The sequence below is a fragment of the Methylobacterium sp. WL64 genome (assembly GCF_008039945.1).
GTDB lineage: Bacteria > Pseudomonadota > Alphaproteobacteria > Rhizobiales > Beijerinckiaceae > Methylobacterium.
The window spans coordinates 1-15,472 of sequence record NZ_VRVA01000016.1; the positions used below are offsets into that span (position 1 = coordinate 1).

Consider the following 15,472-nt stretch of genomic DNA (forward strand, 5'->3'; position numbering starts at 1 on the left):
CGTCCCAGACGATGCGGTCGTCGGGCGTGTCGAACACGTGGTGCAGGGCGACCGTGAGCTCGACCACGCCCAGCCCGGAGCCGAGATGGCCGCCGGTGATCGACACCGCGTCGATCATCTCGGCCCGCACCGCGTCCGCCACCGCCTGCAACTCGGATTCGGGAAGCTGCCGGAGCGCCGCAGGCTCCGGGATACGGTCGAGCAACGCCGCGTGGTCAGAGGATATCGCCAAGGGAAGCATCCGCTCGTTCGAGTGTGGTAACGGCCCCGTCACGCGGGCTTCCGAAAAAGGGGTCTCGCCGTCACGACGCCAGCACCCGGTGGGCACGCGTTCATGCTAGAACCGACCCGACCGTCGCTGTCATGATAGTGCCACGTACGAACGATCGGCGGCGCGATCAATGTCCGACCGGCGTTTTTTCCAGTCACGTGCCCTTACCGCCACATGAGGTCCGCTCTTGAGCCCGGCTCGTCTGTGCATCATTCTGCTCATGCTGGCGATTACCCCCGCCGGCCAAGCTTTTGCCGGCCAAGCTTACGCCAGTCCTCGACCGCCGGACGGCAACCTCGATTTCCCGTGCAACTTCCTGGGCGCCTGCCCGCCGCGGGTCCAGCCCGGCGGTCCGGACCGCGACGCCCGGCCCTTCACGGGGAGCCTCGGCCGCCCCTGCGCGTGGCGCGACCGTCCGACCCCGGAGGGTCCCCGGCGGGTGCGGGTATGCTGGTAGCGCTGCCCCGGGGGGGGTGTGCCGCCGCGCTGGCCGTCCTCGCCCTGTCGGCGCCGGCCCGATCCCAGGAGACCTGCCCGGCCCTGTTCGCCGGCGGGCTCGCGCCGGTCCTGACGAACGCAAAGCTCGCCGCCCGCACGGTGCCACTCTGCTTCGAAGCATTCGCGGTCCTGCATTCGGGGGTGACGCGCACGCCGCTCTATTCCGCCGAGCACCTCACCCGGGCCAGCGTCGCCGACGCCCGCACGGTCGCCCGCGACGACGCGTTCCACGAGGAGGCGCGGTTGCCGGATGCCGAGCGCGCATCCCTGGAGGATTACGTCCGCAGCGGCTTCGACCGCGGACACCTCGCCCCGGCGGGCGACATGCCCACCGTGACCGCCCAGGCCGAATCGTTCAGCCTGGCCAACATCGTGCCACAGGACCGGACGCTCAACCGCGGGCTCTGGGCCGACATCGAGGAGGGCACCCGCCGGCTGGCGAGCCGGCGCGGGGCGCTTTTCGTCGTCACCGGGGTGATCTTCTCCGGGGCCGCGGTCCAGCAGATCAAGGGCGGGGTGCTGGTGCCCACCCAGCTGTTCAAGGCGCTCTACGACCCGGCCAGCGGCGAGGCCGCGGCCTATCTCGCCCGCAACGACGCCGCCCGGGACTGGCGCGCCGTCTCGATCGACGACCTCACCCGCGAGGCCGGGATCGACGTGTTCCCGGCCCTGCCGCCCGCCGCCCGAGCCAGCGCGATGACCCTGCCGGACCCCCGTGCCGGGGCGCGCTCGGAGGGGCACCGCCCCCGGCCCGAGCAGGGCTGGCAGGACTGGCTCGGCCACGAGCTTCACCGCGCCGCGCGCAAGGTCCTGCGCGACCTGCTGCGATCGATCTTCTGAGAGGGACCATGCCAGAGGACAAGCCGAGCCGCCGGAAACCCAAGGCGGGTGCCTTCGAGCCCTTCGCCGACGACGCGTCGGTCCGCACCATCGGCGCCCTGAGCTTCGAGAACGGGACCGACCGAATCGCCCTTCACGGCGCCCTCGACCTCACCAGGGACAAGGCCGGCCTGGCGCAGGCGCGCCTGCTCCAGGCCACTCTCGACGCCATCGTGAAGGCCTTGGAGGCCGGCGACCTGCCGGACGTGGTGGCTGAGGCGCCGGACGCGGCGCCCAAATCCGTGGCCAATCCCTTCGCCTGAGCCGCGGTCGGCCCGCCCGGCGTCCTTGCCGGTACCCGGCGGGCCTGATACTCGGTCGGCGACATTCTTATATCGTGGGGAACGCGCGTACAGGACGGGTCCAAGGCCCCGGACCTGACCCGTGCCGCTGGCACGCACCGCGCAGCCCCGAACAACGCGCCGAGGACGATCCGCGATGGCTCGCGAATTCATCTACCACATGCGGGGACTCACGAAGTCCTACCTGGGCGGCAAGAAAGTCCTGGAGGACGTCAACCTGTCGTTCTACCCGGACGCCAAGATCGGCGTGCTCGGCATCAACGGCTCGGGCAAGTCGACCCTGCTCAAGATCATGGCCGGCATCGACACGGAGTGGACCGGCGAGGGCTTTGTCGCCCAGGGCGCCCGGGTCGGCTACCTGCCGCAGGAGCCGCAGCTCGACCCGAACAAGTCGGTCCGCCAGAACATCATGGAGGGCGTGGCCGAGAAGCAGGCGCTGCTCGACCGCTACAACGAACTCGCCATGAACTATTCCGAGGAGACCGCCGACGAGATGACGGCGCTCCAGGACAAGATCGAGGCGGCCAACCTCTGGGAGCTGGATTCCAAGGTCGATCAGGCCATGGAGGCCCTGGGTTGCCCGAGCGACGAGCAGCCGGTCGCGACCCTGTCGGGCGGCGAGCGCCGTCGCGTGGCCCTGTGCAAGCTGCTGCTGTGGGAGCCGGAGCTGCTCCTGCTCGACGAGCCGACCAACCACCTCGACGCCGAGACCGTGAACTGGCTCGAAGGCCATCTGAAGACTTATCCGGGCGCGATCCTGATCGTGACCCACGATCGCTACTTCCTCGACAACGTCACCAGCTGGATCCTCGAGCTCGATCGCGGCCGGGGCTACCCGTACGAGGGCAACTACTCGGCCTGGCTGGTGCAGAAGCAGAAGCGCCTCCAGCAGGAGGGCCGCGAGGACATGGCCCGCCAGCGCTCGATCACGCGCGAGCAGGAGTGGATCGCCGCCTCGCCCAAAGCCCGGCAGTCGAAGTCGAAGGCCCGCATCACCCGCTACGAGGAGCTGGTCGCCAAGCAGAACAACAAGGTCGACGCCGCCGCGCAGATCGTCATCCCGATCGACGAGCGGCTGGGCAACAACGTCATCGAGTTCGAGCACCTCAACAAGGCGTTCGGCGACCGCCTGCTGATCGAAGACCTGTCGTTCAAGCTGCCGCCCGGCGGCATCGTCGGGGTGATCGGGCCGAACGGCGCCGGCAAGACCACCCTGTTCAAGATGATCACCGGCCAGGAGACGCCGGACGGCGGCAAGATCGCGGTCGGCGAGACGGTGAAGCTCGGCTACGTCGATCAGTCGCGCGACGCCCTCGATCCGAGCGCCACAGTCTGGCAGGAAGTTTCGGGTGGCAACGACATCATCTATTTCAACAAGCGCGAGATCAATTCCCGCGCCTATTGCGCGGCCTTCGCGTTCAAGGGCGGCGACCAGCAAAAGAAGGTCGGCACCCTGTCGGGCGGAGAGCGCAACCGCGTCCACCTCGCCCGGACCCTGAAGGGCGGCGCCAACGTGCTGTTGCTCGACGAGCCGACCAACGACCTCGACATGGAGACCCTGCGCGCCCTTGAGGACGCGCTGGAGGATTACGCAGGCTGCGCCGTGATCATCAGCCACGATCGCTGGTTCCTGAACCGCATCGCGACGCACATCTTGGCCTTCGAGGGCGACAGCCATGTGGAATGGTTCGAGGGCAACTTCTCCGACTACGAAGCGGACAAGATGCGCCGGCTCGGGGCTGATTCGCTGATGCCGAAGAAGATCAAGTACAAGAAGTTTTCGCGATAAGATTCGGTCCCGGCCTTCGAGCCGGGACCATTTGGGCCGGTCCCAGGCCCTCGTCCCGATAGGCAGGGCCGCGACCCGGTTCTTCGCTCGCGACCGGCGCTGCGGCGCGTCTTGGAAGATCGGTGCCGGTTCGCGGATGAGGGGAATGCTGTGTTTCTCCTCCCCCCCGGGACTACGGGTTACACGGGCTGGACGATCCATCTTCCGAAGGTTGATCCCCCCTACGCGACGACCGAGGCGGTCATTCCGGAGCGCCGCATGCGAGCCCGGAACCCAAAACCGCTTTCGGCGCAAGAGCTTGACACGTCGGCGTCTCTGGTTCCCGGGCTCCGCTTCGCGGCCCCGGGATGACGGCGCTTGGCCGCATCGATCCAGTCGCCGCTTGACGTCCAAGACCGAGCTGTCCGCCCGTTGAGAAGATGATGAGTCCCACCTGCGCAACCCGTCGCCGAATGGGATGAGCGCGCGTCGCGCCTTTCGATGACCGATGCGTGAACCCTGTAGCCCGTGCGGGAGAAGTTTGATCTGGCGACCCTCTCGAGAAGCGTCGCGTCGTCTTCCGCGTGCGCCGGATCAGGCGGCTCGCCCTCTCACGCTGAGAGGCCCACTCATCCCAGGCGCGCCCGCGCCGCATCCAGCATCGCCTGAAGGCTCTGTGCCAGGGGGATCGCGGGCTGCCAGCCCGTGGCCGCCGTGAAGGCCGAGGGATCGCAGCCCTGGCTGCGGGCGCACGTCGGCCGGGTCCGGTCGGGCGCGACCTGCACGGTGAACGCCGCCTCGGTCAGGTCGCGGAACAGGTCGAGGATCGCCGAGACCGGCGTGACGATCCCGGTGCCGACGTTGAAGGTGCCGCCGTCGGGCAGGTCGTCGGCCCGGTCCAGGGCGCGCAGGCAGGCCGAGGTCACGTCCGACACGTCGAGGAAGTCGCGCGCCGCGGCGAGGTCCCCGGCCTCCAGGATCGGGGGGGCGAGGCCGCGCTCGATCCGCGCGATCTGTCCCGCGAAGGAGGCGGCCACGAAGGTCTCGCTCTGGCCGGGGCCGATGTAGTTCGAGGGCCGCAGCACGAGGTGCCGCACGCCGGCATTGGCCAGCACGTCGCGCAGAATGTACTCGCAGGCGCTCTTGGTACGGCCCGAGATCGTGTCGGGCCGGGGCGTCACGGATTCGTCCGGCCGGGGCCGGTCGCGGAACGCCTCCCCGTACACCACCGTCGAGCTCAGGAAGATCAGGGTCGCCCGGGTCCGCGCCACGGCTTCGGCGAGATTGAGGCTGCCCAGCAGGTCCGCCCGCCAGGCATAGGCCGGCGTCTCGCTCGACCGGGCGACCGACGCCAGGGCGGCCAGGTGGAACACGAAGGTCGGCTCGAACGCCGCCACCGCCGCCGCGAGCCTGTCGGCATCGAACGGGTCGACATCCAGGCCGGCGACGCCGTCGAGGGGCGGAAGCGGGCGACGGTCGATGCCCAGGATGTGGCTGCCGGGGGGAAGCCCCTGCCGCAACGCCTCGAGCAGGCGGCGGCCGAGGAAATCGCCGGCTCCGGTGACGAGGACGCGCATGAACCCTGCCCTTCCCCGGCACCCACCGGGATCGATCCGGCGCCTCTATAACAGCGATCGTCGGCGATGTGCGCGGGCGACGACGCAATGAGATCTGGCGCGGACCAGGGCCTAGGCTCGATGCTGTCGAGATCCAGCCGGCATCGCGCAAACCAACCCCCGGACCGGTTGCGGATCGGCGGGACGTTTCCGTCAGGCTCCACCCGTCCCGGCCGCGGGCCGACGCACGGTGACGTATATCCACTCGGCGTGGGCTCGGTCGGTGGTCACGGCGTCGATGGTGAAATCACGCAAGCCATGCGCATCGAAGCGCTCGATGAGTTCATCCCGGCTCCAATACCGGAAGTACCGAGGGGCATCGATCTTCGCGTTCGACCATTCGGATCCCTGTCCCGCCTTCAGCGTGAACGCGAACCGACCTCCGGCCGACAACGCCCCGACCGTCTTGAGCAGGGCGTGATCGAACTGCGCGTCGGTGAAGTGAAGCAGGACGGCGTTCGCGAGAATCAGATCGTACTGGCGCTCGAAGGGATCGGTCAGCAGATCGAACACGATCGCGGGGACCCCCTTGGCGAGAAGTTCGGCAACGAACTCTGGCACCGCATCGCTACACAACACGGCGTAGCCCCGGGCGGCGATATAGGCTGCATCTCGACCATGCGCCGTACCCATTTCAAAAATGGCCGCGTCCGGCTCCAGACCGATCAGGATCTGATCGATCCAGGTCTTCGACGCCCCAGCGAGCGTCTGCGTAGACCGCTCACCGTATTGGCGAAACTTGGCCGCGTAGGACGAAAGCGTTGTGCGGTTCGAACACGATGTCACGGCCGACCTCCGAGGTTCTGTCCGGCCCATTCACCCTCACCTGCGACGCAGCGACAGGGCCTGACATGGGATCGGTCGGATTCGATCTCGAACTTATCAAAAGCAAGGCGCGGGACGGCGCGACCGGGGGGACGGCATGCCCTTCGTCACTCGCACGGTCCGGAACAAAGGCGCGTGATCGGCGCGATCCGTCGCGGCATTGGTGTTTGGGTCAGTTATATTGCATTGCGGTGCACGTCCCGCGCCGACCCTGGCGAAAGAGCGTCCCGGTGATGGCTGCGTGAAGAGCCTCGACGACCTTGAGCGAGCGCCCATCAGCGGCATGGCACCCGCGTCGGACCCGGCGCTGGTGCCCGGGCCAGCTCCGAAGAAGCCCGTCCGGGACGCCCGGGTCGACGTGCTGCGCGGCTTCGCGCTCCTGACGATCTTCATCGACCACATCCCGCGCAACGCGCCGGCGCTCTATACCCTGCACAATTTCGGCTTCTCGGATGCGGCCGAGATCTTCGTGCTGCTGGCGGGCTACGCGTCGATGGTGGCCTATGGCGGCCTGTTCGGCCGGGCCGGGACGTGGCCGACCCTGGCACGCATCGCCCGGCGCTGCCTGCGGATCTACCTGTTCCAGGCCGGACTGCTGCTCGCCACGCTGATCATCGTCCGCATCTGGATGGATCTCACCGGGCTGACGCCACGCTTCGGCGTCGCGCCGCTGCTGCAGATGGGGCTGCTGCCCGGCCTCCTGCGCGGCCTCGTCCTCAACGCGCTGCCGAACTACCTTGACATCCTGCCGCTCTACATCCTGCTGCTGGCCCTGTTCCCGGCCATCTATTTCGGGTTGCAACGCGGGGTCTGGGGGGTGCTGGCGCTCTCGGGGACGCTATGGCTGGCCGCCAACGTCGATTCCCACCTGAACCTGCCAAACGCCGCCGCGGTGGACGACGGCTGGTACTTCAACCCGTTCGCCTGGCAGTTCCTGTTCGTGATCGGAGCCGTCCTGGCGATGGCGGTCCGGGCCGGGAACGGCTTGCTCCCCTGGCGCAACTGGGCGGCCGCCCTCGCCTTCGCCTACCTGGCGTTCGGGCTGCTGCAGGGCGGCTCCTGGACGGACTGGGGCCTGCCGGATCTCCGGGTGCTGCCGATCGGCCCGCCGGACAAGGGCCATGTCGCGCCGCTGCGCCTGCTGCACATCCTCGCGCTGACCTACCTGATCTTCAGCGCCCCGGCCGTCCGGCGCCTCTCCGGTTGGCACCGGCTGCGGCTGATCGATGCCTGCGGCCGACATTCCCTGGAGATCTTCGCCGCCGGCTGCCTGGCGGCCCTGATCGGGCGGATCCTCTACCGCACCTTCGACACCGCGTGGCCACTCCAGTTGGCGGTCAACCTCACCGGACTCGCGGTGATGCTCGGGCTCGCCAAGGTGCTGGACACCCGGGCAAGCCCGCGTCGCATCACACGCTCAAGGCGCTGAGCGCGCGCAACCCGCTGGCTTGGTCATCGTAGCGGTGGGCGTCGCCGATCATCGCGCCGTTGGCATCGGTGATGTACCAGCCGCTCAGGGGCCGATCCGTCGAGCGATCGTGGAAGTCGATATAGGTGACTTTCAGCATGGCGCGCTCCCACCTCGTTCAACGTGTTCGATGTCGTGAAGACGGAACGGACCGGGCCCAGCCCTGTTCCGCCCCGGATCATGCACGGTAACAGGGGTCGGAACGATGCCGCGGATGCGCCGCAAGGGCGACCTCCCGGAGAAGGTGTGCGCCCAATGCGGCCGCCCCTTCGCCTGGCGCAAGAAGTGGGAACGGGTCTGGGACGAGGTGCGCTACTGCTCCGACCGCTGCCGGAGCGACGCCAAGGCCGGACGCGCCCCGAGCGCGACCGGGCGCTGAGCGTCAGGCGTCCTCGGCGGCCCGCAGCGCGGCCGGGGTGTCGATATCGAGCGCGGTCCCCGCATCGCCCGGGATCTCCAGGATGTCGGAGCGGTCCCGGAGCAGCGGTCCGGCGCCACGGTCGCCGGTGAGCTGGCCGATGTCGGCGGTCAGACGGCGCAGATTGAGCAGCACCGGGTTTCCGCGAAGGCTGTCCAGAACAGGGACGACGGCCGCCACAGAACGCGAAGACTCTTCGAAGGCTGCGGCCAATCGGTCGATGTGATCCGCGAAGATCCGCGGCATATCGCCGAGCACGATGACGGCTGCTTCGCAGTTGCGCGGGAGCGCCGCCACGCCCGCACGCAGCGACGTCGCCAGCCCGGCGTGGAAATCCGGGTTCTCGACCAGCACCACATCGAGCCCGGAGAGCGCCCTCCGCACGGCGTCGGCATGGGCGCCGAGTACCACCACCACCGGGCGCGGACCGGCCGCCAGGGCGGCCTCGGCCGCGTGGCGGACCAGCGGGCGGCCGTCGAGCAGCGCCAGCATCTTGGGCTCCGTGCCGAACCGGGTTCCAAGGCCCGCCGCCAGCAGGACGGTGCCGATCTCAGACATCGGCATTCGCCGCCTCGCCGCCGGCCCGAGGCTGCGGCCGCGAGACGATCTCCATCAGCAGGCCACCAACCCCCAGGGCGACGATGTCGGCCCGCGTCACGGGCAGGTCCGCCAGTAGCCGGTGCAAAATCCAGTCGAAGCCGTTCTCCTTGGGCGAGCGAGCACAGCCCGGCGCCCCGACTACCGGCACGCCAGCCCGGCTGCCGACCAGGAGCAGGTTCCCAGGATCGACCGGCATGCCCAGATGCTCCACCCCCCCCCCCGCCGCCGCGATACCGGCCGGGATCACGTCGCGACGGTCGGCGATGGCCGAGGCTCCGAACACGACCACCAGATCCGCGCCCGCGCCGTCGATCGCCTCGATCAGCGCCCCCGCCACGGCCCCGGCCGTGTGCGCCACGCGATTCTCGAAGACGATCGCGGCGCCGGCCGGTGCGAGGCGCTCGGCCAGGACGCGGAGCGTCCGATCGATGGTGGTCTCCTTGAGGCTCGGCAGGCGGGTCGAGACCACGCCCACACGCCGGCGGCGGTAGGGTGCCACCGCCAGCGCTCCGCCGGTCTCGGCCGCGCAGGCCCGCGCGAGGACCGCACCCGGCACGGCGTACGGAATGATCTTCACGGTGGCGACCATCTCGCCCTCGACCACCGGCTTGAACGGCGGCAAGGTCGCCACCGTCACCGCCTCGTCGACGGCGTTGACCGCGTCGATCCAGGCCGGCGCCAGGGTCAGGACCCCAGCGGTTTCGGCGAACAGGTTGCAACGGCCGGTGAAGGGGGCCTCCGCGCGCAGGTTCGGCCCGCGCAGATGCGCGGCGAGCCGGGCTGCGGCCGCGTCCTCGCCGACGTCATCAGGTTCGAGGGCGGCAGCGACGATCTCCGAGAGGCCCGCCCGGGCCAAGCTGGCAGCCGCCTCCTCGGGGATCACCGCGCCCTTGCGCAGGGTGACGCCGTCGCGCCGCACGGTATGGGCGCTGATCAAGCCGGCAGCCTCGGCGACCGGCACGGGACCGAACCTCACGCGGCCTCCGGACGCGGGACCTGGCGGAGCGTCGCGACGACCTCGGCCAGCACCGCCAGCGCAATCTCGGCTGGGCTCACCGCCCCAATGGCGAGCCCGATCGGCGCCCGAATCTGGCCGATCTGCTCGGATGAGAAACCGGCCTCCGCGAGCCTTGCGGCGCGGGCTGCATGAGTCTTCCGCGAGCCCAGCGCCCCGACATAGAAGCACCCGGCGGACAGGGCCGCCTTCAGAGCCGGATCGTCGATCTTGGGATCGTGGGTCAGCGCAGCGAGCGCGCAGTAGCGATCGAGGGGTGCCACGCGGCCCCCAAGGGCGGCATCGGGCCACTCGGCCACGAGGTCGACACCCGGAAAGCGCTCCGCGCTCGCGAAGGCGGTACGCGGGTCGATCACGGTGAGGGCGAGGTCGAGGCCGGCCGCCATGGGCGCCATCGCTTGCGAGATGTGGACGGCGCCGATCACCACGAGACGAACCGGAGGCACCTGCACGGTCAAGAAAACCTGCCGGCCGTCGATTTCGACCAAGCCGCTCTTGCCCGAGGCCATATGCCGGCGCAGACCCTCCGCCGACGGATCAGCGGCTATTTCGTCCTCGCGAACGAGGCGCTGCGTCCCGTCGGCCAGATCGGTGACCAGGATCGCGGCCCGGCGCGCGGCGCACTCGGCGTTGAGGCTGTCCAGAATCTCGGTGCGCATCAGTCGACCCGCTCGACGAACACCCGGATTCGGCCACCGCAGGACAGCCCGGCCCGCCATGCGGTCTCGTCAGCGACGCCGAATTCGAGGATGCGCGGCGTTCCGGCCTCGATCACCTCGATCGCCTCGGTAATTACGGATCCCTCGACGCAGCCGCCCGAGACGGAGCCAAGGAAACTGCCGTCTCCATCGACCACGAGGTGGCTCCCGACGGGTCGCGGCGCCGAGCCCCAGGTCTCGATCACGGTGGCGAGCGCCACGGCGCGCCCGTCCCGCCGCCAGGATGCGGCGGCGGCGAGGATGTCTGTATCGGTGCTGAGCATGGCCCTCGAGACCTTCGGCCGGCGGGTGCCCCCCGCCACCAACAGGTATGGCCCGGGCGGCGCCGTGCAAGGCGCCGCGCCGCCCAGGATCGTGACGGCTCCATCAGCGGCCACCAAGCGTGGAGATCAGACCGCCCTCGGGGCAGCCCGGGATGCCCGCACCGCCGTCAGCGCGCCGGCTACGATCAGCAGGCAGGCCAGCGCCAGGGCCGGGCCCGGGCTGGCGTAACTGGTCGCCACGAGGATCAGTGTCGACAGCACCGGCGCCGCGTAGGCCGTAACGCCGAGCAGGCGGACGTCGCCCCGCTTGCAGCCGATGTCCCAGAGATAGAAGGCGGCCCCCACCGGCCCGATCCCGAGAAGCAGCACCGCCCCCCATTGCGTCGCGTCCGCCGGCCAGACCGTGGTCTCGAAGGCGAGATGACAGGCCAGGCTCAGCGCCGCCGTGACGAGGCAGAAGCCCGCGACCGCGTCGGTCGGCACCTGGCCGACCCGGGCCGACAGCACCGAGTAGCCGGCCCACACGAAGGCCGCCGCGAGGGAGGCGGCGTAGCCGGGCAGCGCGCCCGCGGCGAAATCGAGGTTGCCCCGTCCGAGGAACAGGGCGGCGACGCCGGCCAGACCGAGCACCGCCCCGGCGAGATGTCCGGCGCGCAAGCCGCCCGAGCCCGGCAGCCGGGCGGAGAACAGGACAATCAGCAGCGGCCAGAGGTAGTTGATGAGCCCGGCCTCGGCCGGCGGCGCCAAGCGCAGGGCGCTGAAATAGAGGGCGTGATAGCCGAACAGCCCCCCGACTCCGAGCAGCCAGACCGGCCAGGGCTGGAGCAGAGCGCGGGCCCTGGCGGGACGACGGATCCAGGCGGCGCAGCCGCACAGGCCGCCGATCCAGAAGGTCATGGCGGCGAGCTGGAACGGCGGCACCCTCCCGGAGGCCGCGGTAAACAAGGCGAGCAGCGACCACAGCAGGATCGCCCCGAAGCCCGCGAGGGTGGCGGTGGAGCGCGATATGTCGCGGGTCGCGGATGACGCTGTTCGGCTCATGGATCGCAGCTACCATGCGAAATCGTGAGTCGGCGAGACGGGGTCACGGCTCTGTCACCGTCCGGTCTTACGGGCAGCAGGAACCGGGAGAACTGTCGATGCGCACGATCCTAGCCGTCCTCGGGCTGCTGCTGGCGGGTGGGTCGGCATACGCCGGCGAGGGGGTGCAGCTCGGGCCGCGTCCATTCTACCTCGTCGACCAACTGAAGCCCGGGCCGCTCAAGGATCACCTGGCCGGTTGCGGCGTCGACCGGCCCTACACGCCGCGAACCTTCTCGATCTCGCACCGGGGGGCGCCCCTGATGTTTCCGGAGCATACCCGCGAGGGGCTGCTTGCGGCCTACCGGATGGGGGCCGGGATCATCGAGTGCGACGTCGCCTTCACCAAGGACCGCCAGCTGGTCTGTCGGCACAGCCAGTGCGACCTGCACACGACCACGGACATCCTGGCCCGGCCGAACCTTGCGGCGAAGTGCACGAAGGGTTTCGAACCGGCCGACGCGGCCACGGGCCGCAAGGCCTCGGCCAAGTGCTGCACCAGCGACCTGACCCTCGACGAGTTCAAGTCGCTCAACGGCAAGATGGACGCGGCCGACCCGGAGGCGACAACGCTGGCCGGCTACATGAATGCCACGCCGCGCTGGCGCACCGACCTCTACGCCACCACCGGCACGCTGATGTCCCACAAGGAGTACATCGCCCTGGTGAAGGGGATGGGGCGCAAGTTCACGCCGGAGCTGAAGGCGCCCCAGGTCGCGATGCCGTTCGAGGGCAACTATACCCAGGACCAATACGCCCAGCAGCTGATCGACGAGTACAAGCAAGCCGGAATACCGGCCTCCGATGTCTATCCGCAGAGCTTCCAGCTGCGGGACATCCTGTATTGGCTGGAAAAGGATCCGGATTTCGGCCGCCAGGCGATCTTCCTCGACGACCGGGACGAGACCACCAAGGGCTTCGACCCGGAGAAGCCTGAGACCTGGAAGCCCGGCATGGCCGAACTCTCCGCCAAGGGCGTGAAAATCCTGGCGCCGCCCCTGTGGATGCTGGTGCGTCCCGGGCCTGAGGGCGCCATCGAGCCCTCGACCTATGCGAGGGAGGCCAAGAAGGCCGGTCTCGGCCTGATCGCCTGGTCGCTGGAGCGGTCGGGCCCGCTCAAGGAGGGCGGCGGCTACTACTACCAGTCGGTAAAACCGGTGGTGACCGGCGATGGCGACATCCTGCGGTTGCTGGACGTGCTGCACGGGCAGGTCGGCGTGCTCGGGGTGTTCTCGGACTGGCCGGCGACCACGACGTTCTACGCCAATTGCGTCGGCGCGCCTTGACCGGTCCGGAGCGCGGGTCCGTCGGGAACGGGGCTAAGCCCTTGGTTCGACGCGCTTGCTGACGCCGGACCGGTATCCGCTTCGGCGGCGAGCACCGCCGCTCAAGCGGCCCAGAGGGCGACCAGGGAGAACAGGCCGGCCATCAGAACGTTGACCAGGAGGAGGCTGGCGAGGATCAGGGCGAGCGTCATGGCGGTCTCGGGAGCGTCGATTCAGCGAAGCTAAGGGGGGCGTGACCGGCCAGACTTCGGAGAAGTGAGCCGGCCGTTCCGGCTTCCCTTCGCGTAGCCCGCGAAGGGAAGCCGGTCAGGGGTGTGCCAGCAGCAAAACCATGTCGAACAGCTCGCCGAACTTCACCGGCTGCCAACCGAGGCGGCGGGCGACCAGCGCGTAGCTCACGCTGAGCACGGACGCGCAGCCGAAAAGAGCCAGGATGAACAGCACGATGTCGCCGGTGATGAATCCGGTCGCGGTGCCGACCAGGGCGGTGGCGATGAAGATGATCCGGCCCGGCTTCTGCGGGCCGCGGGTGGTGACGTCGGGCAGGGTGGTGACATCGGGCAAGGTGGTGACATCGGGCGAGGTGGTGACATCGGACATGGGAGTCTCTCCGGATCGGGATCAGCGGGCGCGGCAGTTCGGGCCGAACCAGGTCATGGTCCGGCGGTCCATGCCGCCGTCCGAGGCGGCGCCGCAGACGGGAAAGCGCGGGTCGCCGCTGCGCTGCAGGCTGATCTGCTTGTAGAGATCCTGCTGCGCCTCCCGCCGGCGGGTCTGCGCGGCGAACTGGGACTGCCAGTACAGGTCCCGGTTGGCCTGGGTCAGCGCGCGCTGCTGGTGTAGGTCCATCGTGCACTGGGCAAACGCATCGGTGCCGGGCTCGAAGCCGAAGTCGTAGCACTGGCCCTGATCCATCGCGTGCCGTTCCTGCGGGGTGACGCAGGCGGCGAGGCCGAGGGCGCAGGCCGCGGCGAGACCGAGCTTGGCCAGCATCGCGACGCCGCGTGCATCGACCGTCCGGTCGGCGGCAAGAGTTTCACCGGCATCGCGCTTGGTGAACGGGGTGTTCATCGTATCGGGGCCTTCGTTCTTGCTGGCGCGAACAACCACGCCGGGCCGAAACGACACCTATCCGGGACAGCTCGAATTGTTCGTGTTCCGGAGCACCTGTGCGATTCCGCGCGTCCGACCCCGCAATGCACAGATCCACGCGCAGTCTGATGGGATCTACGGTGTGAAAAGAAATCCGTGAGGATCGCGTGGATTTCGTTTCGCCCACCGGCGCGCGTTTGACAAAGATCCTGCGAGGCTCAGGTCAAACCGGTGTTTGTGCGGAAAATACGTGCTGTGATCGCTCTGAAGTCCGAGCGTCTTACGAGCAGCCACCCGGTCATTCCGGGACCGCGAAGCGGAGCCCGGAATCCAGAAACTCAGGTCCATGATGACCTTGCAGCGGCAGCGGCTCTGAGTTCCGGGCTCGCCTGCGGCGCCCCGGAATGACAAGGCGGCTTATCCTGCCGGCCGTGTGTCGCCGATCGAAGATGAGATCTGACCGAAAGCACGAACACAAAGAAACGCCGCGCGGCCCGGCAGGGCGGCGCGGCGTCGGAGATCGATGTGGCGGCCCGGCAGAGCCGGACACGCCCGTCGTATCGAAAAGAAATCAGACGAAGTGCTGGCCGCCGTTCACGGTGAGCGTCGAGCCGTTGATGAAGCCGGCCTCGTCGCTCGCCAGGTATTCCACCGCATGGGCGATCTCTTCCGACTTGCCGAGGCGGCCGGTCGGGATCGTCGCGATGATCTTGTTGCGGATCTCCTCCGGCACCGCCATCACCATGTCGGTGGCGATGTAGCCCGGCGCGATCACGTTGACGGTGATGCCCTTGGAGGCGCTTTCCTGGGCGAGCGCCTTGGCGAAGCCGATCACGCCGGCCTTGGCGGCCGAGTAGTTGGTCTGGCCGGCCTGGCCCTTCTGGCCGTTGATCGACGAGATGATGATGATCCGGCCGAAGCCGCGGCTGCGCATGCCCTCGATCACCGGCCGGGTGCAGGTGAACACCGAGTCCAGGTTGGTCTTGATGACCGCCTGCCACTTGGCGAAATCCATCTTGTGGAAAGCGCCGTCGCGGGTGATGCCGGCATTGTTGACCAGAACCTCGACCGGGCCGAGCTCGACCTCGACCGCCGCGATGCCGGCCTGGCAGCTCTCGTAGTCGCCGACGTCGAACTTGAAGACCGGGATGCCGGTCTCGGCCTTGAAGGCCTGGGCCGCCTCATCGTTGCCGGCGTAATTGGCAGCGACCTTGTAGCCCTTGGCCTGCAGGCCCTTCGAGATCGCGGCACCGATACCGCGGGTACCGCCCGTCACGAGCGCGACGCGTCCTTGAGACATTGTTGTTTCCTCCTGTTCGCATCACGTGATGCCGCGTGCGGATGGCGTCCGCACGCGATTTTTTCTGAGTTA

At 68.9% G+C, this 15,472-nt stretch carries 19 protein-coding genes; 7 read left to right on the forward strand and 12 right to left on the reverse strand.

Features of this window, described 5'->3' with window-relative positions; all coding sequences use genetic code 11:
- The coding region (locus FV242_RS10540; protein ID WP_281407055.1) for a 1-deoxy-D-xylulose-5-phosphate synthase N-terminal domain-containing protein at positions 1–241 on the reverse strand (241 nt) is incomplete at its 3' end.
- A 250-nt stretch (positions 242–491) separates the two neighbouring features.
- Here FV242_RS10540 and FV242_RS10545 point away from each other — a divergent pair.
- The 4 genes from FV242_RS10545 (at position 492) to ettA (ending at position 3,739) form a co-directional block, all read left to right on the forward strand.
- Entirely contained in the window at positions 492–728 is a 237-nt protein-coding gene (locus FV242_RS10545; protein ID WP_147853937.1) for a hypothetical protein, read from the forward strand.
- Positions 719–1,609: a DNA/RNA non-specific endonuclease gene (locus tag FV242_RS10550; RefSeq protein ID WP_147938889.1), complete on the forward strand. Its 891-nt coding sequence runs from the start codon at positions 719–721 to the stop codon at positions 1,607–1,609. The genes FV242_RS10545 and FV242_RS10550 overlap by 10 nt, the downstream gene beginning before the upstream one ends.
- Before the next feature lie 8 nt (positions 1,610–1,617).
- Entirely contained in the window at positions 1,618–1,911 is a 294-nt protein-coding gene (locus FV242_RS10555) for a hypothetical protein (RefSeq protein WP_147910036.1), read from the forward strand.
- A gap of 175 nt (positions 1,912–2,086) precedes the next feature.
- The gene (gene ettA / locus FV242_RS10560) at positions 2,087–3,739 is read left to right on the forward strand and encodes an energy-dependent translational throttle protein EttA (RefSeq protein ID WP_147938890.1); all 1,653 of its coding nucleotides are present in this window, start codon (positions 2,087–2,089) and stop codon (positions 3,737–3,739) included.
- A 608-nt stretch (positions 3,740–4,347) separates the two neighbouring features.
- Here the strand turns inward: ettA and FV242_RS10565 are convergent.
- Positions 4,348–5,295, reverse strand: coding sequence for an NAD(P)-dependent oxidoreductase (locus FV242_RS10565; RefSeq protein WP_147938891.1), 948 nt, complete (start codon positions 5,293–5,295; stop codon positions 4,348–4,350).
- Positions 5,296–5,487: 192 nt separating this feature from the next.
- Entirely contained in the window at positions 5,488–6,120 is a 633-nt protein-coding gene (locus tag FV242_RS10570; RefSeq protein ID WP_187278392.1) for a trans-aconitate 2-methyltransferase, read from the reverse strand.
- 280 nt (positions 6,121–6,400) lie between these two features.
- Between FV242_RS10570 and FV242_RS10575 the strand changes: the two genes are divergently transcribed.
- A complete protein-coding gene (locus FV242_RS10575) occupies positions 6,401–7,588 on the forward strand; it encodes an OpgC family protein (RefSeq protein WP_246692664.1) in 1,188 nt (395 codons plus the stop codon).
- On the opposite strand, the gene FV242_RS34480 is transcribed toward FV242_RS10575, so the two are convergent.
- Positions 7,569–7,727, reverse strand: coding sequence for a hypothetical protein (locus FV242_RS34480; protein ID WP_187278133.1), 159 nt, complete (start codon positions 7,725–7,727; stop codon positions 7,569–7,571). The two genes, FV242_RS10575 and FV242_RS34480, sit on opposite strands and share 20 nt — an antisense overlap.
- A gap of 105 nt (positions 7,728–7,832) precedes the next feature.
- Between FV242_RS34480 and FV242_RS10580 the strand changes: the two genes are divergently transcribed.
- Positions 7,833–8,006, forward strand: coding sequence for a DUF2256 domain-containing protein (locus FV242_RS10580; protein ID WP_187193536.1), 174 nt, complete (start codon positions 7,833–7,835; stop codon positions 8,004–8,006).
- A gap of 3 nt (positions 8,007–8,009) precedes the next feature.
- On the opposite strand, the gene FV242_RS10585 is transcribed toward FV242_RS10580, so the two are convergent.
- From FV242_RS10585 to FV242_RS10605, 5 genes are all read right to left on the reverse strand, one after another.
- Complete coding sequence (locus tag FV242_RS10585; protein ID WP_147938893.1) at positions 8,010–8,609, reverse strand: NTP transferase domain-containing protein; 600 nt, start codon at positions 8,607–8,609, stop codon at positions 8,010–8,012.
- Complete coding sequence (locus FV242_RS10590) at positions 8,596–9,621, reverse strand: molybdopterin-binding protein (protein ID WP_147938894.1); 1,026 nt, start codon at positions 9,619–9,621, stop codon at positions 8,596–8,598. The genes FV242_RS10585 and FV242_RS10590 overlap by 14 nt, the downstream gene beginning before the upstream one ends.
- The gene (locus FV242_RS10595) at positions 9,618–10,319 is read right to left on the reverse strand and encodes an XdhC family protein (protein ID WP_147938895.1); all 702 of its coding nucleotides are present in this window, start codon (positions 10,317–10,319) and stop codon (positions 9,618–9,620) included. The genes FV242_RS10590 and FV242_RS10595 overlap by 4 nt, the downstream gene beginning before the upstream one ends.
- Entirely contained in the window at positions 10,319–10,642 is a 324-nt protein-coding gene (locus tag FV242_RS10600) for an XdhC family protein (RefSeq protein ID WP_147938896.1), read from the reverse strand. Before FV242_RS10600 ends, FV242_RS10595 begins: the two co-directional genes overlap by 1 nt.
- 126 nt (positions 10,643–10,768) lie before the next feature.
- The gene (locus FV242_RS10605; RefSeq protein ID WP_187278393.1) at positions 10,769–11,683 is read right to left on the reverse strand and encodes a DMT family transporter; all 915 of its coding nucleotides are present in this window, start codon (positions 11,681–11,683) and stop codon (positions 10,769–10,771) included.
- A gap of 98 nt (positions 11,684–11,781) precedes the next feature.
- Between FV242_RS10605 and FV242_RS10610 the strand changes: the two genes are divergently transcribed.
- A complete protein-coding gene (locus FV242_RS10610; RefSeq protein ID WP_147938897.1) occupies positions 11,782–13,008 on the forward strand; it encodes a glycerophosphodiester phosphodiesterase family protein in 1,227 nt (408 codons plus the stop codon).
- A gap of 306 nt (positions 13,009–13,314) precedes the next feature.
- Here the strand turns inward: FV242_RS10610 and FV242_RS10615 are convergent, their stop codons facing one another.
- The 3 genes from FV242_RS10615 to phbB form a co-directional block, all read right to left on the reverse strand.
- Positions 13,315–13,608: a hypothetical protein gene (locus FV242_RS10615; protein WP_246692665.1), complete on the reverse strand. Its 294-nt coding sequence runs from the start codon at positions 13,606–13,608 to the stop codon at positions 13,315–13,317.
- Between the two features lie 21 nt (positions 13,609–13,629).
- Positions 13,630–14,079 (reverse strand): hypothetical protein, encoded by a 450-nt coding sequence (locus tag FV242_RS10620; protein ID WP_147910028.1) that lies wholly within the window; start codon positions 14,077–14,079, stop codon positions 13,630–13,632.
- Between the two features lie 592 nt (positions 14,080–14,671).
- Positions 14,672–15,400, reverse strand: a complete 729-nt coding sequence (phbB, locus tag FV242_RS10625; protein WP_147938898.1) for an acetoacetyl-CoA reductase — start codon at positions 15,398–15,400, stop codon at positions 14,672–14,674.
- Between the last annotated feature and the right edge of the window lie 72 nt (positions 15,401–15,472).